Origin of the sequence: Odoribacter sp. AF15-53 (assembly GCF_003479425.1) — a bacterium.
GTDB lineage: Bacteria > Bacteroidota > Bacteroidia > Bacteroidales > Marinifilaceae > Butyricimonas.
Genome location: NZ_QUHC01000001.1, coordinates 557048 through 578487, shown reverse-complemented (window position 1 = coordinate 578487; position 21440 = coordinate 557048). Strand labels below are relative to the sequence as shown.

19 protein-coding genes and 1 riboswitch are annotated in these 21440 nt (G+C 51.4%); of the genes, 7 read left to right on the top strand and 12 right to left on the bottom strand.

The features are described from left to right. A complete protein-coding gene (locus tag DWW52_RS02365) occupies window positions 1-876 on the top strand; it encodes an NADPH-dependent 7-cyano-7-deazaguanine reductase QueF (RefSeq protein WP_118713854.1) in 876 nt (291 codons plus the stop codon). Window positions 877-914: 38 nt separating this feature from the next. On the opposite strand, the gene DWW52_RS02360 is transcribed toward DWW52_RS02365, so the two are convergent. The 10 genes from DWW52_RS02360 to DWW52_RS02315 form a co-directional block, all read right to left on the bottom strand. Next, window positions 915-1103 carry a hypothetical protein gene (locus DWW52_RS02360; RefSeq protein WP_118713853.1) on the bottom strand — a complete coding sequence of 63 codons (189 nt, stop codon included), beginning with the start codon at window positions 1101-1103 and terminating at the stop codon, window positions 915-917. A 642-nt stretch (window positions 1104-1745) separates the two neighbouring features. Next, window positions 1746-2357 (bottom strand): porin family protein, encoded by a 612-nt coding sequence (locus DWW52_RS02355; RefSeq protein ID WP_118713852.1) that lies wholly within the window; start codon window positions 2355-2357, stop codon window positions 1746-1748. Between the two features lie 229 nt (window positions 2358-2586). Continuing rightward, a complete protein-coding gene (locus tag DWW52_RS02350; RefSeq protein ID WP_118713851.1) occupies window positions 2587-4176 on the bottom strand; it encodes a S41 family peptidase in 1590 nt (529 codons plus the stop codon). A gap of 95 nt (window positions 4177-4271) precedes the next feature. After that, window positions 4272-4763 carry a metallophosphoesterase gene (locus DWW52_RS02345; RefSeq protein ID WP_118713850.1) on the bottom strand — a complete coding sequence of 164 codons (492 nt, stop codon included), beginning with the start codon at window positions 4761-4763 and terminating at the stop codon, window positions 4272-4274. A 130-nt stretch (window positions 4764-4893) separates the two neighbouring features. Continuing rightward, window positions 4894-7971, bottom strand: coding sequence for an AAA family ATPase (locus tag DWW52_RS02340; protein WP_118713849.1), 3078 nt, complete (start codon window positions 7969-7971; stop codon window positions 4894-4896). A gap of 73 nt (window positions 7972-8044) precedes the next feature. After that, window positions 8045-9298, bottom strand: coding sequence for an exonuclease SbcCD subunit D (locus DWW52_RS02335; RefSeq protein ID WP_118713848.1), 1254 nt, complete (start codon window positions 9296-9298; stop codon window positions 8045-8047). Window positions 9299-9305: 7 nt separating this feature from the next. Further along, a complete protein-coding gene (locus tag DWW52_RS02330) occupies window positions 9306-10274 on the bottom strand; it encodes a transglutaminase domain-containing protein (RefSeq protein WP_118713847.1) in 969 nt (322 codons plus the stop codon). Window positions 10275-10295: 21 nt separating this feature from the next. After that, entirely contained in the window at window positions 10296-11141 is an 846-nt protein-coding gene (nfo, locus tag DWW52_RS02325) for a deoxyribonuclease IV (RefSeq protein WP_118714289.1), read from the bottom strand. A 158-nt stretch (window positions 11142-11299) separates the two neighbouring features. Beyond that, a complete protein-coding gene (locus tag DWW52_RS02320) occupies window positions 11300-11860 on the bottom strand; it encodes a hypothetical protein (protein WP_118713846.1) in 561 nt (186 codons plus the stop codon). A gap of 2 nt (window positions 11861-11862) precedes the next feature. Next, on the bottom strand, window positions 11863-12447 hold the full coding sequence (locus tag DWW52_RS02315; RefSeq protein WP_148315312.1) for a hypothetical protein: 585 nt from the start codon (window positions 12445-12447) through the stop codon (window positions 11863-11865). A gap of 217 nt (window positions 12448-12664) precedes the next feature. Here DWW52_RS02315 and DWW52_RS02310 point away from each other — a divergent pair, with 217 nt between their 5' ends. Continuing rightward, window positions 12665-14242, top strand: a complete 1578-nt coding sequence (locus DWW52_RS02310; protein WP_118713844.1) for a peptide chain release factor 3 — start codon at window positions 12665-12667, stop codon at window positions 14240-14242. Window positions 14243-14455: 213 nt separating this feature from the next. Here the strand turns inward: DWW52_RS02310 and DWW52_RS02305 are convergent, their stop codons facing one another. Together DWW52_RS02305 and DWW52_RS20925 are read right to left on the bottom strand one after the other, a co-directional pair. After that, window positions 14456-15121, bottom strand: coding sequence for a hypothetical protein (locus tag DWW52_RS02305; RefSeq protein WP_118713843.1), 666 nt, complete (start codon window positions 15119-15121; stop codon window positions 14456-14458). A 185-nt stretch (window positions 15122-15306) separates the two neighbouring features. Next, a complete protein-coding gene (locus DWW52_RS20925) occupies window positions 15307-15489 on the bottom strand; it encodes a hypothetical protein (RefSeq protein ID WP_148315311.1) in 183 nt (60 codons plus the stop codon). 200 nt (window positions 15490-15689) lie between these two features. Between DWW52_RS20925 and DWW52_RS02300 the strand changes: the two genes are divergently transcribed. From DWW52_RS02300 to DWW52_RS02280, 5 genes are all read left to right on the top strand, one after another. Continuing rightward, the gene (locus DWW52_RS02300; RefSeq protein WP_118713842.1) at window positions 15690-16361 is read left to right on the top strand and encodes a hypothetical protein; all 672 of its coding nucleotides are present in this window, start codon (window positions 15690-15692) and stop codon (window positions 16359-16361) included. Between the two features lie 31 nt (window positions 16362-16392). Beyond that, complete coding sequence (locus tag DWW52_RS02295) at window positions 16393-16713, top strand: MGMT family protein (RefSeq protein ID WP_118713841.1); 321 nt, start codon at window positions 16393-16395, stop codon at window positions 16711-16713. 113 nt (window positions 16714-16826) lie between these two features. Next, a riboswitch (TPP riboswitch) is annotated at window positions 16827-16940 on the top strand. A 59-nt stretch (window positions 16941-16999) separates the two neighbouring features. Continuing rightward, on the top strand, window positions 17000-17200 hold the full coding sequence (thiS, locus tag DWW52_RS02290) for a sulfur carrier protein ThiS (RefSeq protein ID WP_118713840.1): 201 nt from the start codon (window positions 17000-17002) through the stop codon (window positions 17198-17200). A 142-nt stretch (window positions 17201-17342) separates the two neighbouring features. Further along, a complete protein-coding gene (gene thiC, locus DWW52_RS02285; protein ID WP_118713839.1) occupies window positions 17343-19097 on the top strand; it encodes a phosphomethylpyrimidine synthase ThiC in 1755 nt (584 codons plus the stop codon). 164 nt (window positions 19098-19261) lie between these two features. Then, entirely contained in the window at window positions 19262-21226 is a 1965-nt protein-coding gene (locus tag DWW52_RS02280) for a thiamine phosphate synthase (RefSeq protein WP_118713838.1), read from the top strand. Window positions 21227-21440: the final 214 nt, after the last annotated feature.

Below are 21440 nucleotides of genomic sequence, written 5' to 3'. Positions count from 1 at the left end.
ATGGACATCGAAGCGAAAGTTCTGGGGCAACGGGTAGAATACCCCTCCGATTACTGCCCGCTTATCCTCGTCCCGGTGCCGCGTAACCTGAACCGGGAGATATACGATATCCACGATCCGGAGGAACTATTCCAAGGCTACGACACGTGGCACGCCTACGAGGCGGGTTTTCTGACGAATAACGGCTTACCCGTGTGCGGCTTGCTAAAGATTATCTATCCCGCGAACAGCCCGTACATCGTGGAAAGTAAATCGTTGAAACTTTACTTGAACTCGTTGAACATGACCCATCTTGGAGAGAACATCACCGAGGGAATAGAGTCCTTTTCCAAGATCGTGCAATCAGATCTTGAACAGATATTGCAAACCCGCGTGGATGTAACCTTTTTCCCCCGGGAACCCGAAGAACTGTATTTTGATTTCGAAGCTTACTCGCTATTGGAAGACCTGCCGGAAATGGACACGGTGACCTTCACCCAATACACGGAAACTCCCTCCCTCTTGAAAGAGCAACCGGTTGAAAGCGGGGAAATCAAAGTATGCAGCCATCTGCTGCGAAGCAACTGCAAGATCACGAAACAACCGGACTGGGGAAGCGTGTACATCCGCATGAAAGCCAATCGCCTGCCGAACAACGTGTCCCTGTTGAAATACATCGTATCCCTGCGGAACGAGAACCATTTCCACGAGGAGATATGCGAAATGATTTACAAACGCCTCTGGGACCTGTTTCAACCGGAAATACTTGCCGTATCGTGTATCTACACCCGTCGCGGAGGTATTGACATCTGTCCCTCACGGGCGAACAAAGCGGAATACCTCCCCGAATTCATTCATGATCACAAAGTCCTTACTCGCAAACTATTAAGACAATAAAAAAGGGGCCACACTCGTGACCCCTCTGCAACCAGACATCAGATTCGGACGGATCTAATGATGTTCAGAGCTTTCAACTCGTTCAAGATATCACCGGTAGAACCCGTCAGCCGGACCCTCTTCCCGTGAGCTAATTTGTAAACCTTCCAGACCGTCGTGTTATACTTTCTCGCAAGCTTGAAATACACGGACCTGTTACTCGACTTGAAAATCTTTAGTAAAATCATAGCTCTTCTCTTATTGCATGCACACTCTATTATATTAACACGTTAATTCATTAAACGAAGGTTTTAAGCGATTATACATAGCGTGTTTAACAAGCTAAACAGGGAAGAATACGATAACCTTTTTAACTTTTGATAATGAACACATTAAATAGTAGTTACAACTGTTTGTGAATTAAAATAAAATACGTACATTTGCAATATCATTAAATGTTCGTTAATTAATATTCAAAATTTCACAAATAACCACTATCATTCTACAAGCATACAGATAGATAGCGTGAAAAACTGTAGAATACAATAATTCCATTATTCCTTCCGGCGTGTTTCCGGATAGTTTCACCTGTATCTCATTACAGTCTCACCTATATAGTAACTATTTATCAATATAACATCAAGCAAAAATTCACGAACCCGCCAATCAACTTTCAGTCAACTTCCAGTTAACTTTCAATTAACTTACAAGTGAAGCACTAATGCATGTACGGTAAAATACAGGCGAATGAGCGAAATTAAAGACAGGATAAACAAATCACCAAATGTTCATATATGAAAAGAACGAGACTCAATGAATCTCGTTCTTTTCAATTAAATAGTTAAGGCCCAGTCTCTATAATTGACCACGCGAGCCTTATAAATCAATTTCTAGAATTTCCAACCCGCGGATAACTGAAATACCCTATTCTGGTTATTCCCGCCAAATTTATCTTTCTCGACCACGTTGGTCAAACCTAAATTATAACGAGCGGAAACAACTAATCCCATGTCAAAATCATAAGACAACCCCATGGCGAAACTCAAATCCACCGTGTTCAGATGATCTATATCCGTTTTTACTTCCGTCCCGCCGGATTTCGTTTTATTCTTCCCGTTCAAGGCAAAACCTAATTGAGGACCGAGATCCACGCTAATTCCTTCCCAAACGTAGAATTTAGCCAATACTGGAATATTCAAATAGTTTACGCGAGCCCACGTCTTAACGCCACCGCTTTTTCCCTTATCTCCTTGACGAGAATAGATCAACTCGGTCTGCAAACCGAACAGGTCATTAAACTTGAACTCGGCGAAAGCTCCAAGATGAAAGCTGAATTTACTCTTATTCAAACCATCACTAATACTTGCCACGTTAAAACCGAATTTCGGACCAAAATAGAATTCCGTTCCGGTTATACCTTCCACCTTATTCTTGAACGCGGTTTGGGCTTGTACACTACCTAAGGTGACCACTGCAATCACTACTAACAAAAACTTCTTCATTCCTCTAACATTTTAGGTTACTCAATTATAATGTGTAATAAGTATTAAAACTAAATAATATTCACAACAAAAAACAGGCCAAGGGATGAAATAACAAACAAGTTTGTTATTTCAGTTACAGGTTACAAGTCGTGCCTTCGGCCCTGCAAGTTACAGGTTCGTCTTCAAGAAATGTCAAGAACCTGTAACTTGTAACCTGTTAACCTGCAACTTATCAAGTAACGTCCCGTTACTTGATAATCTTCCCGTACGTCCCGTCCTGCAATGCCTTTATCCCGGCTTTCAGCACCTTGTTCTGTTCATTCGAGATACGATACAACTCGTTCATATTCCAAAGATCACGGGCGATCAACGACTTCACGAACAACTTGATTTCCGGCACGATCGGGACGAAAAGTTTTTCGTCCTTCTTCACGCCCTGTTTCTCACCGATCTTCACGATCTCGTCAACCATGGCATCTGTCACTTGAAAATCCTTCTTGAAAGCCTCGAACTTCGGGTACTTCTTTTTAAGAGATTCCCGGTTCTTATCGACATAGTTCAACACATATTCATTGATCACGCCCTTTGCCAGCAGGCGGTTGAAATAGGTGTAATTAATTCCCGTGTCAACCGGAACGAACACGTCGGGAATGATACCACCCCCTCCGTACACCAAACGATGATCCTTCTTCGTGTAATATTTAGTCGAATCCGTCAACTCGATACTATCGGCACTGAACATCTCGCCACTCGTGTAACGCTCGTACACCTCGGCCTGGTAATCTTTCCCCTTGTAAGGTTTCTGGATACAACGACCGGAGGGCGTGAAATAATGCGACACCGTAAGGCGAACCATCGAACCGTCCGTCAGCGGGAACTGGCGTTGCACCAATCCTTTACCGAAAGAACGACGTCCCACGATCAACCCGCGATCCCAATCCTGTATGGCTCCCGACACGATTTCACTGGCAGAAGCGGAATTCCCGTCGATCAGCACAACCACCCGACCGTCTTGGAACAACCCAGCAGGCGTGGACGATTCGGCGATACGTTGACCGTTAGGCGTATCCGTGTAAACGATCAATTTCTGCCCGTCCAGCAAATGATCGGCCAGACCGATCGCGGCACCCATGTACCCGCCACCGTTCCCCTGCAGGTCAATGATAAGGTCTTTCATTCCCTGGGCTTTCAACTCCTTCACCGCCTTCTCGAACTCCTCCACCGTCGTGGCGGCAAAGCGGGCAATCTTGATATAACCGATATTCTTGTCGATCATGTAAGAAGCGTCAACACTATAAATCGGAATCATATCACGTATGATATTAAAATCAATGATCTCGTTCCCTCTCTTCACTTTCACCTTCACGACAGAGCCTTTTTCCCCTTTCAAGCGTTTTCGCACGTCCGTGTTGCTGATACCGATCCCGGTAATATTCTCCCCGTCAACGGCGATAATCCGGTCTCCCGCCAGCAAGCCGACCTTCTCGGAAGGCCCCCCGGCAACGACATCCACCACTATTAATGTATCGTTTAGCACGTTAAACTGGATACCAATACCGAAAAAGCCACCATCCAACGGCTCGTTTGCCTCCTCGACTTCTTCCTTGGAAATATACACGGAATGCGGGTCAAGGTCAGCCAGCACCTTCACGATAGCATCTTCCGTCAGTTTCTTCAAATTCACGGTATCCACGTAAGCGGCATCAATCATTTGCATCAATCGCTGGTATTTCACCGCTTGTTCCTGCACGGCACGGGGATTCCGTTGTGCGGCAGCGTTTTCCCAACTTAAACAGGCGATTAGCAAGGCTACCGCCGATAGTAATACTCTTTTCATACTTATATACTTTATTATTCTTCTCTTTCTACGAGTTATTTGCACAAATGTAACAATCCGAAAGCATTAAATGTACTAACAGAGTCTTAAAATATTCATTTTTCCAACTCGATGAGTTCCAGGTTCTCGATCCGGTCCCCGTTGATATCGAAACGGACAGCCGTTCGCACCGCGTGGAACCCGAATTTCCCAGCCGCCCCCGGATTGATATGCAAACACCCCAACGCCTGATCGTATTTCACTTTCGCGATATGCGAGTGACCGCACACGAAAAGCTGGGGACGTTCCCGCCGCAAGGTCTCCGCGATCTTACGGTCATAATGTCCGGGATACCCCCCGATATGCGTGATCACCACCTTCACGTTCTCGCAACGGAAGACCTCCTTCTCCGGGAATATCCGCCGTAATATCCCCCCGTCAATGTTCCCGTACACCGCGTGCAACGTGAATTGTTTCGCCAAAGCATCCGTTATCGCCACATCCCCGATATCCCCACAATGCCACACCTCGTTACAATCTTTAAAAAACTCCACGATCTTCGGGTCCAACCACCCGTGAGTATCTGATAATAAACCAACTTTTACCATGTATCAATTTTAGATTTTAGATTTCCAACTACCCCCACCGGCTCCCCCTTACACAGGGGGAGAGCTGATTACCAAGCGGTCTCCCCTCCTGTGTAAGGAGGGGCTGGGGGTGGTAGTTCATTTTCAATTCTCAATTTTCAATTCTTATCGTGCTTCCCTCCTCCACCGAGTTCTCCACGAACAAGCACACGGGAATCTCCTGCTGCATCTCCTCGACATGGGAAATCAACCCGACCACCCGGTTCTCGGCACGCAGTGACTTGAGCGTGTCAAAAACGACACCCAAGGATTCCCGGTCCAGCGAACCGAAACCCTCGTCGAGAAAGAAGAAATTCTGGTTACTTCCCGTGAGATGACGGATATTATCGGTCAGCGCCAAGGCCAGCGAGAGCGAAGCCTGGAATACCTGCCCGCCGGAAAGCGTACGGGCACTCCGGGTACGCCCCTCGTTCATGAAATCACGCACGATAAAATCATTATCCTCGCTCAATTCCAATTTCAGGCGTTGTCGGGTCATCCGGTAGAACCGCTCGTTTGCCGCGTTACACAAGTTTTGCAGGTACATCGACGAAACGAACTTCACGAAATCATTCCCCCGGAACAATCCTTTCAGCATTTGCAGGTTTGCCAGCCGCAGTTCCAATCCTTCCAGTTCCTTCCCGATCTTCTCCCGGGCAGCGACACGAGTTTCCATATCCTTGATCTGGTTCTCCAAGGCCCCCAGCTTCGCCAGTATCACCTGTTCTCGCTCCTTCAACGCCCTCAACCCTTCTTCAAATGCCTCGAACACCTCCACGTCATGAGACACCCCCTCAAGCAACGCCCGCAACTCCGCAATCCGAACTTCCAGAACGTGCAATCGCTGTTCGTATTGACGAATCCTTTCCCTAGCCCCGGACACGTCAAACGTGGACTCTGTCAAATAACGCCGCAAATCACCCGCGTTCTTATAAACAGAACCTTTCAACAACTCTTTCAACCGTTCATCACGCTCCGCGAATTCCCGTTGTAACCGGATCACTTCCTTACTTTTTTCCTCCACGCTCCCCTCGAGTTTCCGGTACTCCGCCTCGATCGCTCTCGACTTCTCGAAATCCCGCTGATATTCACTCCCAACCCGTTCGAAACGTTCCCTACAAGTTTCCAGCTCTCGTTGAATCCCCGTATCGGGCATATCCTCGTAGGCCGCGACGTCAAACCCGGCCAGTTGTCCCCGCAACAATTCCACCCGCGAATCCCGTTGCACGACCTCCCGGTTGATCTCGTCAAGACGGGCTATATATTTTTCCAACTCCACCCGTTTTCGCTCGATCGCTTCCTCCGTGAGCTTGCACGTTTTCTCCAACTCCCGCTTCTTCTCGTTTAGAAGGGTCGTCCGGTTTATCTCCCGCATGATCATTTGCAAGTCATCTGCCGGATACTTTTCCCACGTGAAACGGGAACGATGCGCCCGCAACTTCTCCTCCACGGCCTTCAATTTCCGGGTCAATTGCTCCCTTCTCTCCAAGGCCGACTGGCCCCGTTCGTTGATAACCGTCAGGCGGGAAGCGATACGATCCAACTGTTTTTCCTCGTTCTCCAAAGCCTCGATCCGGGCCGCTTTCACCTTCAGGTCTTCCGCCACTTCCGCGGCGTGCAAGGGGGCGGGATGAGACAACGCCCCGCAAAGAGGACAGGGTTCACCCTCCGACAATTCCCCGGCAAAATCAGCCAACCGCTGGCGGCTATTCTGGTGCATCCACTCGTCTCGTATCTTTTTTATATCAGTACCAACCCGTTCCCGTTCTTCCTGACATGCCCGTTGCAATGCGGGGCAATCAAGGGGAGGCACTCCCTTGAAAGCGGGATGTTGTTGTTGTATGATTTCGACATCACGTTGTATCAGATGTAGTTCTTTCTCCACGCCCGCTATCTCCTCCCGCAACCGGGCATTCTCTTCCCCGATATGTTGTTGCATATTGTACCATTCCCGGATATCCGACAACACCTTCATGTCGGGCATAGCTTGTTGCACGTCTTCCAATTCCTTTTTCCGGTCATTCAGCGATTCCCGTAACTTTCCCGCTTCCTCCCTACCGGCAATCACCAGTTTTTCGCCTTTCCCGTGACGTTCCCGCAAATCACCCTGTTCTTTCCGAACAGCCCGTAAATGCAACAACAATCCCAATCGTTCGGCTCTTTCCCTCAAACCGTCCCGCTGTTCGTACTCCTGTTTCAAACGACTAAAGTGTTCCGAGAACGCGGTTAATTCTTCTCGCTTTACCCGCAGCACCTCCCAGTAATTAGCGAGAACCCCCGCCGCCTCGTTCGCTCGTCGTTCCGCTTCCTCGTATTGATTCAAAGGTTGCAAGAAACGTTCGACAAACCGCTCATGTTCGCAAACGCGACTTTGCAAAAGCTTAAATTCCTCACCACTAGCATCCAACGTGTCCTTTTCAGCCTTTCGTTTATCCAACTCGTCCACGAGTTGCTTCACCTTCTTCAAACGCTCTTCTTCCTTTTGCCCGTCGGCAATCTCTTTCTTCACTCTCGCGCTCTCCTCCCGCACCCCGGCATACTCTTCTTTCCGCTCCGCCAGTTGCTCCGCACTCACCTCGCCCAATCCCGTGAGTTGTCCCCGGAGATCAATCACTCGCCGGATAGTCTCGCCTTCGAGGTAAGCCACCCGCCCGCCAAGATCGTAACGGCGCAACTCGCCGAACAACTCCATCATCATGTCGGTACGCTCCTTATCCCGCAACAACAGGAATTCCTGGAACTTCCCTTGCGGGATGATCACCACCCGTTTGAAATTCTGCACGTTCAAGCCGATCGCGTCAATCACTTCTTCCCGCGTACAGGGCAGCCACTCGTCGCCCTCCCGCACGTGATAAAGGTATTTTGGGGAGGATACATCCGTGAACTTTTTCTTGTTCCGCCGACTTTCCACCGTCGCCCGGTAGAGCCGCCCGTCTTCCCCCGCCCGGAACTCGAAGTCCACGAAAAGGCGATTGGATTGCAGGTTCATCAAATTATATTTCACCTCGTTGTTCAAACGGTCGATCGTCCCGTAGATCACGTAAATCATCGCGTCAAGGATCGTGGACTTGCCACTCCCCACGGGCCCGAAAATCCCGAACAACCGAGCTTCCGTCAGGCGGGTAAAATCTATCGTCTGGCGCTCCCTATATGAATAAATTCCTTCTAAAGTTAATTTAACTGGCAACATAAGCGATTAAAAATTGAAAGTTGAACGACCACCCTTATCCCCTCCTTACACGGAAGGGAAAAACGCTTGGTAATCAACTCTCCCCTTTCCCCAAAATCCTACTTCCTTTTTCATTTTCAATGGTTAACGCCTCCCGGAAAAGTGACATAATCTCGTCGTTCGGTTCCACGCCCTTGCGTTGACGAAAGTACTCGGCGAAAAGCGCGTTGACATCCGATCGCAGGTCGTGAATAGAAGCCACGCGATCGCTCGTGATCGAGGCGTCACGCACTTCGGGAAGAATACAAACAATACCGTCATGCGCCGCGTGCAGCGACTTTATTTCCAAAGCCGTGAGGTACGTGTCCGTGGCCACGGTCAATTCCACCCACGTGTCGGGATGTTCCGCCAACCATCGTAAAGCCGCGTCGACTCCCTCGAAACGTTTCCGAACAAGTACCCGCCCACCGGTGAGGCGACGCCTGTTGACAACGGCCTCCCTACCGGGTTCAAGCTCGACAATCGTGACGTACTTGTCCTGCTCCGCCTCGCTAAAACTGTAACTCAGCGGGCTACCACCGTACACGACAGGGCAAGGCTCCGTGTCGACCGTCTGCCAGCGATGCAGGTGTCCCAGAGCCACGTACTGCACGCCCGGAGGTATTGACGAAGAATACACCGCGTCGGCACCACCGATATTGATCGGGCGTTCATCGTCCGGTTCATCGGGCACGTTCCCCCCTTCTTTCATCATGAAAAGGTGAGCCACCAAAAGATTTACCCCGCTGGCATCGCAATATTTCCCGGCGAGAGCCGCCCAGTGTTCCCGGAGCAATTCCCGCAAGGCGATCTCCTGATCCTCGACCCCCAAGTAACGGTGTAATCTCGGACTGTTCGCGTAAGGGGTATGTATAACCCGCAACGGGTAATCATATCCCGGCAAACAGAACTCGGCAAACCCCTCTTCCGAACGGGTCAGGGCCACCCCTCCTTCCGTCACGCCCGTTCTCAGGGCGAGCAAGGGATTCCCCGCGAAGAAAATCCCACTTTCCCGTGCCAGCACGTCGGGCGAGTCCACCCGGTCGGGCGAATCGTGATTCCCGGCAATGGCTATCACCGGCCGCCGTCCCCCTTTGGCCAGCCCGTGCAACGTGCGATACAGCAACTCGATTGCTTCCACGGGAGGGTTAAAGGTATCGAACAAATCACCCGCCACCACGACGGCATCCACCGCCTCCTCATCGGCCACCCGGATAATCTCGTCCATCACCAGCACCTGTTCATCCACCCGTTCCACGTCATTCAATCGTTTTCCCAGATGCCAATCCGAAGTATGTAATATTTTCATCCTGTACTTATTTTATAGAAGCCTCCACGTTCCGGAGTCCCTCGTCTATACTTTCCTTCACCCGTCGCGCGTCGTCCGGTAAATCCCGGGCATACTCTCGCGCTATCCTGAAATAATCCCGCACCCGTTCCAGTATCGCCCGCGTTCTCCTGTTATAATTCAACAAAAACACCCCCTCGTTATAAAAAGTCACCGCCATCACCTCCTTGTTCAACGGGTTAAAACGATTCGCCCGCCGCGCGAAAAGCATCTGCTGTTCATCCCGCGGTAAAGCCATGAAAGCGTCTATACTGTCCTTGTAATTATAGTAACCCGCGCTCCCCGTTTCCTTCAAAGCCCCCTCGATAAACTCCTCCACGCTATAAGGTCGATCCACCAGTTGCCACGCGGGATCGGCCGGCAAGTGAGTTTCCAAGAAATCCCTTCCCCGGGTCAACACGTGGGCAGGATTCCAACGTTTCGTGAAAACCCATTCGCCCGTCGCCGTTTTCCCCAACGTCCCGATCGCCCACAGCATATCGACGTGCCACCATTCTCCCTCCACGTGCACGGCGTTCCACACGTGATTAATCCGCTTGCACGCGGTAGCCCGGTCCATACCTTCTTCCTGCACGTATCCCTCCACGCGTCCGTTCCTGATGTTCAACCGATCGCAAAACGCCCGGAATAACCCGGCAAAATCCTCGCAAATACCCTTCCCGTTCTTCAACACCTCCCGGTAATCGCCCCCCGTCTCTCCTGTCAGGAATTTATCCACGTCGAGCGTCATGTACTTGTAGAACCAGCCGGAAAGCAAGATCACCCTCTCCCGGTCTGTCGTGCCCAATCGTGCCACGTGAGCGACGATCTCCTCGAAAGTCGCGTCCCCGGCAACGCTACCGCCCCGCTCCCTCAACTCTTCCTCCCGGTCCGTTACCTGGGCGAAGACGGGAACACACGATAGCATGATACCTATTAACAACAACCATTTCAGCATTTCGCACGCGTTAAGACCGTACTATTTCATAAACCCCTTCAGCATCCGGATTTCGTCGGGCCACAGCGTCTCGTCCGGGGTTTCGAGGATCAACGGGATACCGTCAAACCGCTCGTCCTGCATGATCCATTTAAAAGGCTCCACGCCCAACGTCCCTTTTCCGAGGCTATCGTGCCTATCAACCCGTGACCCGAGTTCTTTCTTGGCGTCATTCAGGTGCATCCCTCTCAGGTAGCGGAAACCGATAACGTTGTCGAAATGCTCGAAAGTCTCCGTGAAACCGGAAAAAGTCGCCAGGTCATACCCCGCGGCGAAAGCGTGACACGTGTCGATGCAGACCCCCACGCGGCTCTTATCCTCCACCTTGTCGATAATAAAGGCAATCTGTTCAAACGTGTAACCGAGGTTCGAGCCCTGTCCCGCCGTGTTCTCGATCACGGCCGTCACGCCGCGGGTCTTGTCCAGCGCCCGGTTGATCGACTCGGCGATCAGCGTCAGGCACTCCTCGTCACTGATCTGTTTCAACGTGCTGCCGGGGTGAAAGTTCAAACGATCGAGCCCCAGTTGCTCGCAACGCCGCATCTCGTCGAGAAAAGCCTCCCGCGACTTCTCCAGGGCATCCGCGTCGGGATTCCCGAGGTTGATCAGGTAACTGTCGTGCGGCAAAACCTGCCGGGGCGTGTACCCGAACTCCTCGCAACGTTGTTTGAACAAATCAATACTCGCCGCCGATAACGGTGCCGCTTTCCATTGCCGCTGGTTCTTGGTGAACAAGGCGAAAGCCGTCGCCCCGATCTCGCGGGCATTCAACGGGGCGTTCTCCACTCCTCCCGATGCACTCACGTGCGCTCCTACAAACTTCTCCACTTTCACAATATAAAATTTAGAATTTAAAATTTAATCTCGTTACAAAGTTACAACTTTTAAACCATTACTCCTCGTCCGAAGGACTCTCGTGATTTCAAGAACCAAAGGTTCAATTTATAAATCTTAGCACGGTCGTGTCACACGCCCGCGTACCCCTGCTAACTGAAGACTATACCTAAATTGGTCTCGATCAATATCACCTGTCCCCCCGTCATGAACGTCCGGTCGATAATCCATATCCGTTTCCCCTCGAACTCCTCCTCAAATCGATCAACATCCTCCCCGTTCTTGAACCCCTCGAACAGCTCGTTCAAATCCCTCACCTTAACCTTCGACAAAAACGAACCGGGCACCGACCGCACCACCAGCAGGGGCGACTGGGCGGGTTTCTTCTTCCCGGAATAAAAACGATGCTGCCGCTTCATGTCAACATTTTCATGAGAGAAAATGAGATAACGCCCCTTACACTTCATATTGTAATGAATCAATGGCGTGAGCAACTGCGTGGAATCAGACCACGCCTCCCGGTATAATCCCCCCTCCCGCGGGCCGGGTGTAACCGCGAAAAAGACATCCCCCGCGTTCGGCTCCCACGCGGAATCCCTCGCCGCGGTGAAATACTCCCGCAAGCAAGCGGGTACCTCTCCCGTCTCGCTCTTCACCGAGTCCCGCCCCGGGGTCCCCAGCAAAACCATGAATAAAGCAATCAATTTAATCATAACTATCGTTTTTTAATGTGATAATTCCTTTTAACCCAATCTACCAAATCTTTTTCTAGACCGCTCAAAGATTCGTACATATCAGTATCCTCGAAACCTATATAAAGGAAATATTTCGCTATAGCTTCGTCAACATTGAAAAGTACTTGTATCCACATGAGATACTCGGGATCTACCATCATCTGTGGATGATCTATCTCGTCTTTTCCGCAGCCTCGCAAGAGATGATACCACTCGTGCAAGGCAATCAATAGTAACCCGTTCATATCGTATTCGCGAATCTTATCCTCGTTAAAATAAAATATACCCTCTTTAGTAGTTTTAATAACACGCAACATAACCGGTACTGGTTGAAAACTTAGATTTTTAAGATAAATAAAAGTGTAATCCGTTTGAAAAAAAAACAGCGCTTTAATATCTTCGATCGCCATTTCAAATGAATCAAGATAATTACGTGGCGGCGAAATCCCCGAACGACTTTCCACCCCTATACACTCTCGACTCTCGTTGAGATTCATGTAACCGGGGTCAGTAGAACATTCCCAAAGCAACCCGATCATGCCGATAATAATTAAACCTTTCTTCATAATCACGAATTTATACTTGCAAGGTAAAAAAACAAACGTGTTAACAAGTTCAAAGCACTTCTCGCGTGTCATGAATTATCCCTTATGACAAATTTACGACAAAAAAATGAAAACCAACGGGGAAAAAGTCAAAAATCCAGCCACATTTTACATTCTAAATACTTACTTTTGCACCCGCGAATCAAAAATCACAGAATCATTTAATCACTAAATTGTCATGAGCTTCAAGGAAGAAATAGCCAAACGCCGCACCTTCGGCATCATCAGCCACCCCGACGCGGGGAAAACCACCCTAACCGAGAAACTACTGCTTTTCGGTGGTGCCATCCACATCGCGGGAGCCGTGAAATCGAACAAGATCAAGAAAACGGCCACTTCCGACTTCATGGAGATCGAGCGCCAGAGAGGGATCTCGGTAGCCACCTCCGTCATGGGTTTCGAGTACAAGAACGTCAAGATCAACATCCTCGACACGCCGGGTCACCAGGACTTCGCCGAAGATACCTTCCGCGTGCTGACGGCTTGCGACAGCGTGATTATCGTGATCGACTCGGCGAAAGGTGTCGAGACGCAAACCCGCAAGCTGATGCAGGTGTGCCGCATGCGCAAAACCCCCGTGATCGTGTTCATCAACAAGCTCGACCGGCCGGGACACGATCCCTTCGACCTGCTGGACGAGGTGGAGAAAGAGTTGCAGATTCAAGTCACCCCGTTGAGCTGGCCGATCGGTAACGGCGACGTGTTCAAGGGGATTTACAATATTCACCGGGAGAACCTTTGCCTGTATTCCGCCAGCGTGCAGACCATCCAGGACGGGATCGAGATCAACGACATCAATTCCGGCGAGCTCGACGAGCATATCGGGGAACGTTCCGCCGCGAAGCTGCGTGAAGACCTCGAACTGGTGCGCGAGGTATACCCCGCCGTCAACCGGGAAGAATACCTCGAAGGTCGTTTAGCCCCCGTCTTCTTCGGGTCGGCGCTCAACAATTTCGGTATCCGCGAGATGCTCGACTGTTTCATCGAGATCGCCCCGACTCCCCTCCCGCGGGAAACGGAGGAACGCGTCGTGCAACCGGACGAGGAGAAATTCACTGGGTTCGTTTTCAAGATTCACGCGAACATGGACCCCAATCATCGCGACCGCATCGCTTTCGTGAAAGTATGTTCTGGCACGTTCCACCGCAACACGAATTACTTGCACGTGGGACTGGGCAAGAACCTGAAATTCTCGACCCCCACGGCGTTCATGGCCTCCAAGAAATCAATCATCGACGAGGCTTACCCCGGCGACATCGTCGGCCTGCATGACACGGGTAATTTCAAGATCGGCGACACCCTGACGGAAGGCGAGAAATTGCACTTCAAGGGTATTCCCAGTTTCTCCCCGGAATTGTTCAAATACATCGAGAACGCCGACCCGATGAAATCCAAGCAACTGGCGAAAGGTATCGACCAGCTCATGGACGAGGGCGTGGCACAGTTATTCACGAACCAGTTCAACAACCGGAAGATCATCGGCACGGTGGGAGCCCTCCAGTTCGAGGTCATCGAGTACCGCCTGCTGCACGAGTACGGCGCCGCCTGTCGCTGGGAGAACATCAACCTCTACAAGGCTTGCTGGATCGAGGCCCTCGACAACAAGGAACTCGAAGATTTCAAGCTACACAAGGCCCAGTACCTCGCCAAGGATAAATGGGGACGCGACGTCTTCCTCGCCGAATCCCAGTACATGCTACAAATGGCACAAACGAACTACAAGAAACTGGTATTCCATTTCACCTCGGAATTTTGAATCTAGTTCAAAATTTAGAGTTTAGAATGAAAAAGCCTCGCGCGGCGGGAATCTAAAATTAAAAAGGGGTTGCCCCAAAAGTCTCTTCCCTACAAAATCACTCCCCCCTTACACAGGGGGGAGAGTTTATTACCAAGCGGTTTCCCCTCCCGTGCAAGGAGGGGCCAGGGGGAGTAGTTCCACGTAAATTGACTTTTCAGACATCCCTTTTTTCTAACTAGCCGGGTAGATGCACGTCGAGTTAGAAACGCGCCACTTGTTCTTCGAGACGGTGAAGACGTAAACGAAAAGGTTATTCTTGTCCCATTTCCTCGGCACGGAGAACGAGGTTGAACCACTTTCCGCACGCGTTCTCATGGGTACGAGTTCCCCGATCTCGTTCGTCCCGTCCAGCACGAACGCGTAGACCATGTCATCGAGCTTGGCCCGTGAACCAGCCCGGTCATCCTCTTCTTGCTTGAACATGAACACGCCCGACTCCTCGTCAAAGGTAGCCGTCACCTCGATATCGAGCAAATTTCCCTTCGAGACCACCATGCCCGGGAAATCGTAAACCCAGACGAACTTTCCTTTCTCGTTCGTCGTGACCTTGCAAAGCGTCACGGCGTTGTACTTCATGAACTTGCCCAACGGCTTCTCGCCCCTTTTCACCGGGGGAAAGCCGAGCATGATCGCGTCACCTACCACGTAAGACATGTGACTGCAACCACCGAACCCGCTGATCCGCTTGTCGCGTTCGTCCTTCACCTCCTCGTCACGGAAGGTGGGCAGGGCCGCCTTGTTATTCACGGTGACTTTACCGGCTTTCGTCGTCCGATAAGTCTTGTCACCCACGTCCCCGTGGATCTCGGAACATAAATCAGATTTTATTGTTCCCATAATAATTTGTTTTAAATAATTTATTTTATTTCCGATCCTCCTTGCCCGACCGGGCCGGATGTAAGTACCCTCGCGATGATGACAGGAGTGTCATTACCCGATACCACAATATTACAACATTAGAACAATAAATACAAGAAAAAACCAATAAATTTTTAAATATTTTTTATACAAAATTACGTTTATTACAATTCTGGACGTGCAAACCACCGGTCAGTTCGCGCGACAACCACCGGCACGCTACACCCCTCGAAACCTGGCACCACGCCTGCCCTGCAACGATTTAACTCCCACCCGGGAACTCCTCTCAAGCTCCCTGTTCCCCACCTGCTCTCCACCTGTTCCCCACCTGTCCTCCACCTGTGCATGGCAGTTGGGGAAGTGTTAAAAACGATGTAACGGCCAAGCAAGCACGAGAAGAGCATGAAGGCAGTCCAATATTAGAATACCGAGAACAACAAGAGCCGACGAGCGAAAACCAAGCTAAAAAGAGGCCATAACGTAAATTAACGAGCAAATTATTTTTTAATCTCGAAAAAAAACATATATTTGTGAAAATAACTAGCGTATGAACGAATCTCTGATTTATCTCCTGCTGAAAGGCGGCAAAAAAAGCATTCGCGAAGGGAATCGTATTTATTTCCTGCGAATGGGTAAATTATGTTCTCGCAAATTGAACGACAACAACTCGGGCGAGAACTGGAAACACACGCCAAAAAGAAACCTGTATACCGGTACTTTCGCCGGCAACAGGTACATGTCCTCTCACATGAAGGACGCTTACGAGAATCTGCCCGTGTGGCAAACCGCCGCCGCGTTCCGGACGGGGGGTATCCTGTCGGGCGATAATTACCGCCACAGCATGAACCACGCGTACGTGGATAAAGAAGGCAATGTGACGGATTTCAAACACTTCACGGTAAGCGAGGGCTCGCTGGTGCTTCCCCCGGACATGACCCTGGAGCGGGAAGGGAACACGATCAGGCTGACGTGGCACGACGACCGCGACGCCCCCTCGGCCAGCGGTTCCGACTGCCCGTACGCGATCATCATCGGTGACAGGCGTCCCGATGCCCTGATATTCGCACGCGACAACGAGGCCACCCGCGCCGGGGGGTCGGCGACCTTCACGGTCAAGGCACGCGAGGGCGAGAACCTGCACGTCTACCCGTTTTTCGGGAACGCCGGGAGCAACGCGTTCTCCCCGAACGAGTATTTCTACGCGCCCGCGAGTAAATAAAACGAACCCCAGCCAGTAAAGAAGATCAAGAATGAAGAAAAACATCCCCACCCGGGAAACTTTTTTTAACGAGGTATACGAGATCGTGCGGCAGATACCTCCCGGAAGAGTGCTTACTTACGGCCGGATCGCGGCGTTGGCGGGTTGTCCCGCCCACGCCCGCCGGGTCGGCCAGGCGATGGCCCACGCCCCGGCGGACGAGACGCTCCCCTGTCACCGGGTGGTGAATCACGCGGGAGACACCGCCCCGGGATGGACGGCCCAGCGGGAATTGCTGGAGGCGGAAGGCGTGGTGTTCAAGGCGAACGGGAAGGTGGACATGAAGAAATTCGAGTGGGAAATAGAGGCGTGATCCAGGTTACACTCTTCATGAACGGGAAACGGGAACGGTCTCGCGCGGGGGACGTTTATCAAATTTTATAAATCATTTCCCGTTTTCAATTATTATTCGTAGCTTTGTCGAGAAATATTCTGAAGGGGTGCCTAAGAAGCGAGGGAAATTCCCGAACTTTGGCTGAGATTATACCCGTGAACCTGATCCGGATAATGCCGGCGGAGGGAGAGAGAGTTATAATACACGCGAGATTCTGTTCGAAAGCAACCCTGATGAATTTTATAAACGATAAAACTATCAGGTTATGCAAATTTCTATAAACGACAAAACTTTCGAATGTCAAGACGGGTGTACACTTCCCGAAGTCCTCGAAGCCAACAATATCAAGACGGAAAACATCGCCGTTGCCGTCGACTTTAACGTCATCCCCCGACCCGAATGGGGAAAAACCATCCTGCAAGACGGGAGCAAGATCATCATCATCAAGGCCGTGCAGGGAGGATGAAATTATTCCGTGATTTCATGATTGACGATTTAGTGATTCGACACTCAAGCTACCGTGGACAAAGCGTCCCAGGGGGATACATCAACTTCATGGACCCTTTTGCCATTCTAAATTTTAAATTCTAAATTTTACATTAAATAAAATGAGTCAAGACTTTACCATTTCAAGTGGCCCGTTACCGGGATCAGAGAAAATTTACGTGAAAGGTGAAATGTTTGATATCAAGGTGCCGATGCGCCGGATCAACCTCACCCCGACCGTCGATACCGACGGGCAAAAGATTGAAAACGAACCGGTTGTCGTGTACGACACGTCGGGCCCTTATACCGATCCGGGGTACAAGGTGGACTTGCACAAGGGATTACCCAAGATACGGGAACAATGGATCGCCGACCGGGACGACACGATACGGCTCGACGGGCTGAGTTCCGAGTACGGGCGGGCACGCCAGAACGATAAATCGCTCGACGCCCTGCGTTTCGAACACGTGAACACCACGCCGAGAGTGGCAAAACCGGGACATCGCGTGTCCCAGATGCACTACGCCCGGCAGGGGATCATCACCCCGGAAATGGAATTTATCGCCATCCGCGAGAACCAGCTCGTCGATAAGATACGGGAAGCCTACAAGAAAGAAAAAGGCGAACCCCTCGGTGCTAACTTTCCCGAATACATCACCCCCGAATTCGTGCGGCAGGAAGTGGCCGCCGGGCGGGCGATCATCCCGGCGAACATTAACCACCCCGAGAGCGAACCGATGATTATCGGGCGCAATTTCCTCGTGAAGATCAACGCCAACATCGGCAACTCGCCCATCACCTCCTCGATTTCCGAGGAAGTGGAAAAAGCCGTCTGGGCCTTCCGCTGGGGGGCCGACACGATCATGGACCTGTCGACCGGCAAAAATATTCACGAGACCCGCGAGTGGATCATCCGTAACTCGCCCGTGCCCGTGGGTACCGTACCCCTCTATCAAGCCCTCGAAAAAGTGCGGGGCAAGGTGGAAGACCTGACCTGGGAAATATTCCGGGACACCCTCATCGAGCAGGCCGAACAAGGGGTGGACTATTTCACGATCCACGCCGGGTTGCGCTGGCATCACGTGCCGCTGACGCTGAAACGCCTCACGGGCATCGTGTCCCGCGGAGGAGCGATCATGGCGCACTGGTGTACCACGCACAAACAGGAAAGTTTCTTGTATGACCATTTCGAGGATATATGCGAGATCCTCGCCAAATATGACGTCGGCATCTCCATCGGTGACGGGCTCCGCCCGGGATGTATCGCCGACTCGAACGACGAGGCACAGATCGCCGAGTTGAAAACGCTCGGGGAACTCGCCCAAGTGGCCTGGAAGCACGACGTGCAGGTGATCATCGAGGGACCGGGACACGTGCCCATGCAAAAGATACGCGAGAACATGGACCTCGAACTGGAATATTGCCACGAGGCCCCGTTCTACACCCTCGGCCCGCTGGTGACGGACATCGCGCCGGGTTACGACCACATCACCTCGGCCATCGGCGGGGCCATGATCGGGTGGTACGGGACATCCATGCTCTGTTACGTGACGCAGAAAGAACACCTCGGATTGCCGAACCGGGACGACGTGAAAGAGGGCGTGATCACCTTCAAGCTCGCCGCCCACGCCGCCGATCTCGCCAAGGGACACCCCGCCGCTTATTACCGGGATTACGCCATGAGCAAGGCCCGGTTCGAGTTCCGCTGGAAAGACCAGTTCCACCTGGCCCTCGACTCGGAGAAAGCCCTGCGCTTCCACGACGAGACCCTCCCGGCCGAGGGACACAAGGAAGCTCACTTCTGCTCCATGTGCGGCGAACATTTCTGTTCCATGCGGGCCAGCGAGAAGTTGAGAAAGAAAATAAAGGGTTCATAAAGTTTATAAAGTTTATAAAGTTTATAAGGTTTATGGACCCCCGCGGGGCGCTTTGTCTACGGCAGCTTGAGCTGCCGTTTAACCCTGTCCGAAGGACTCCCGTAACTTTATAAACTTTATAAACCTTACAAACTTTATGAACTATATCCAAAATTACAAGATATATGGTTATCATCATCACCCCACCCCGTTCCCTGCCGGACGAAGAGTCGATCGTGAACCGGCTCTTCGAGAACGGACTGCACCTGTTGCACTTGCGAAAACCGGGGGCTGACCGGGAAACGTTGGAAAACTTTATCCGGGGGATTGCCCCTCGTTTCCGGGAACGCGTTATCGTGCATGATCACTTCGAACTGGTTGAAGAATACGGGTTGAAAGGTATCCACCTGAAACACGATCAGGCCGCCACCTTCACGGAACGGGAACGCTACCCGCACGTGAGCGTGTCCTGTCACTCCTTCGAGGAAATCGGGTCGCTCGCCTTCACCCCGGATTACGTGTTCCTGAGCCCCGTGTTTGACAGTATATCCAAGCCGGGATACAATACCGCGTTTGACCTGAACTTGTTAAAAGAAAAGTTGAAAACGGTCCCCGTTCCCGTCGTGGCCCTGGGAGGGATCACCCCCGACAAGGTGACAGCCTGCCGGAAAACCGGTTTTGACGGGGTGGCCTTGCTGGGATACATCTGGGAAAAACCGTCGGAAGCGCTTTCCCGCTTCCTGAAAATATTCCCCGACGAGGTGATGAGCATCGCGGGATTCGACCAGAGTTCCGGGGCCGGGGTCACGGCCGACATCAAGACTTTCGAAAGTTGTCGAGTATACGGGCTAGGGGTAAGTAGCGCCATCACGTTCCAGAACCAGAACGAGTACCTCGGAACCAAATGGATGACTCCGGGCGAAATCATCCGGCAGTGCGAGGTATCGTTCCGGGAATTCAGTCCCTCGTTCGTCAAGATCGGGTTAATCGAGAGCTTCGACTCGCTCGACCAGATCGTGACTTACCTCACGACGGCCTTGCCCAAGGTGAAAATCATCTGGGACCCGATCCTGAAAGCCAGTGCCGGGTTCCGATTCCACGACGGGGAAAAAGCAAGCCGGTTGCAGGATATACTGGACAAGATTTATCTTATCACCCCGAACACGGATGAACTGGAAACACTTTTCGGAAGTCATCCTGACGTGGCACGATTACAGGAAATCGCGCGGGAATCGCGCCTCAACATCCTCTGGAAAGGAGGTCACAATGCCGAAACGCTGGCCTCCGACCGGCTGATCACCGGGGACAAGGTATACACTTTCTCGGTAACCCGCGGCACGAGCGGGAAACACGGGACGGGATGCGTCCTGTCGTCCGCCATCGCCTCGTATCTTACCCTCGGTTACCCGCTTCCCGAAGCCTGCCGGCACGGGCAACGCTACGTCTCGGACTTCATCGGTTCCAACGACACCAACCTGGGGATGCACCACCAGGTGAAGGCCACGGGGATCGCGGTCGATCTGGCACGGATTCCCCTGCAATACATCACGGATTACAAGGAAGGCGTTTCCATTCCCGAACAGGTGGAAGCCGTGTGCCGGGGAGGATGTCGCTGGGTACAACTGCGCATGAAAGAAGCCACCCGGGAAGAGTTTACCCGCGTCGGGCGAATCGTGAAGGAGATTTGCCGGCGTCACGGGGCCCTGTTCCTCGTTAATGACAACGTGGACATCGCCCTGGAACTGGACGCCGACGGGGTACACCTCGGCAAGGAAGACATGAATCCTCTCGAAGCCCGCAAGATTCTCGGTTACACGAAAATCATCGGGGGTACTTGCAACACTTTCGAGGACGTGGTCGCCCGGTTTCGTCAACAGGTAGACTATATCGGTCTCGGCCCGTTTACCTACACGTCAACGAAAAAACGTCTCAGCCCCATACTCGGGATCGAAGGCTACCGGAATATCCTGGACGCCTGCCGGAAAGCGGGCATTCATATCCCGATTCACGCGATCGGCGGTATTAGAGAAAATGATATTCAACCGATTTTAAGCACCGGGGTAACGGGTATCGCCCTCTCCTCCCTGCTTAAAAACAGTGATGACATAACGGAAAAAACAAAACAAATTCAAGAGGAAATGAGTCCATAAGGTCCATAAAGTCTATAAAGTCTATAAAGTCCGTAAAGTCACGGGAGTACTTCGGACAGGGTTTAACGGCAGCCAAGCTGCCGTGGACAAAGCGCCCCGCAGGGGTCCATTGACTTTATAGACTTTATGGACCTTATAGACTTTATGGACCTTATGGACTTTATGGACTTTATGGACTTTATGGACCTTATGGACCTTACGGACTTTATGGACT

Coding starts and splice junctions, on each gene's coding strand:
- DWW52_RS02365 (WP_118713854.1), top strand. CDS start 1: ATGGACATCGAAGCGAAAGTTCTGGGGCAACGGGTAGAATACCCCTCC.
- DWW52_RS02360 (WP_118713853.1), bottom strand. CDS start 1,103: ATGATTTTACTAAAGATTTTCAAGTCGAGTAACAGGTCCGTGTATTTC.
- DWW52_RS02355 (WP_118713852.1), bottom strand. CDS start 2,357: ATGAAGAAGTTTTTGTTAGTAGTGATTGCAGTGGTCACCTTAGGTAGT.
- DWW52_RS02350 (WP_118713851.1), bottom strand. CDS start 4,176: ATGAAAAGAGTATTACTATCGGCGGTAGCCTTGCTAATCGCCTGTTTA.
- DWW52_RS02345 (WP_118713850.1), bottom strand. CDS start 4,763: ATGGTAAAAGTTGGTTTATTATCAGATACTCACGGGTGGTTGGACCCG.
- DWW52_RS02340 (WP_118713849.1), bottom strand. CDS start 7,971: ATGTTGCCAGTTAAATTAACTTTAGAAGGAATTTATTCATATAGGGAG.
- DWW52_RS02335 (WP_118713848.1), bottom strand. CDS start 9,298: ATGAAAATATTACATACTTCGGATTGGCATCTGGGAAAACGATTGAAT.
- DWW52_RS02330 (WP_118713847.1), bottom strand. CDS start 10,274: ATGCTGAAATGGTTGTTGTTAATAGGTATCATGCTATCGTGTGTTCCC.
- DWW52_RS02320 (WP_118713846.1), bottom strand. CDS start 11,860: ATGATTAAATTGATTGCTTTATTCATGGTTTTGCTGGGGACCCCGGGG.
- DWW52_RS02315 (WP_148315312.1), bottom strand. CDS start 12,447: ATGAAGAAAGGTTTAATTATTATCGGCATGATCGGGTTGCTTTGGGAA.
- DWW52_RS02310 (WP_118713844.1), top strand. CDS start 12,665: ATGAGCTTCAAGGAAGAAATAGCCAAACGCCGCACCTTCGGCATCATC.
- DWW52_RS02305 (WP_118713843.1), bottom strand. CDS start 15,121: ATGGGAACAATAAAATCTGATTTATGTTCCGAGATCCACGGGGACGTG.
- DWW52_RS20925 (WP_148315311.1), bottom strand. CDS start 15,489: ATGCACAGGTGGAGGACAGGTGGGGAACAGGTGGAGAGCAGGTGGGGA.
- DWW52_RS02300 (WP_118713842.1), top strand. CDS start 15,690: ATGAACGAATCTCTGATTTATCTCCTGCTGAAAGGCGGCAAAAAAAGC.
- DWW52_RS02295 (WP_118713841.1), top strand. CDS start 16,393: ATGAAGAAAAACATCCCCACCCGGGAAACTTTTTTTAACGAGGTATAC.
- thiS (WP_118713840.1), top strand. CDS start 17,000: ATGCAAATTTCTATAAACGACAAAACTTTCGAATGTCAAGACGGGTGT.
- thiC (WP_118713839.1), top strand. CDS start 17,343: ATGAGTCAAGACTTTACCATTTCAAGTGGCCCGTTACCGGGATCAGAG.
- DWW52_RS02280 (WP_118713838.1), top strand. CDS start 19,262: ATGGTTATCATCATCACCCCACCCCGTTCCCTGCCGGACGAAGAGTCG.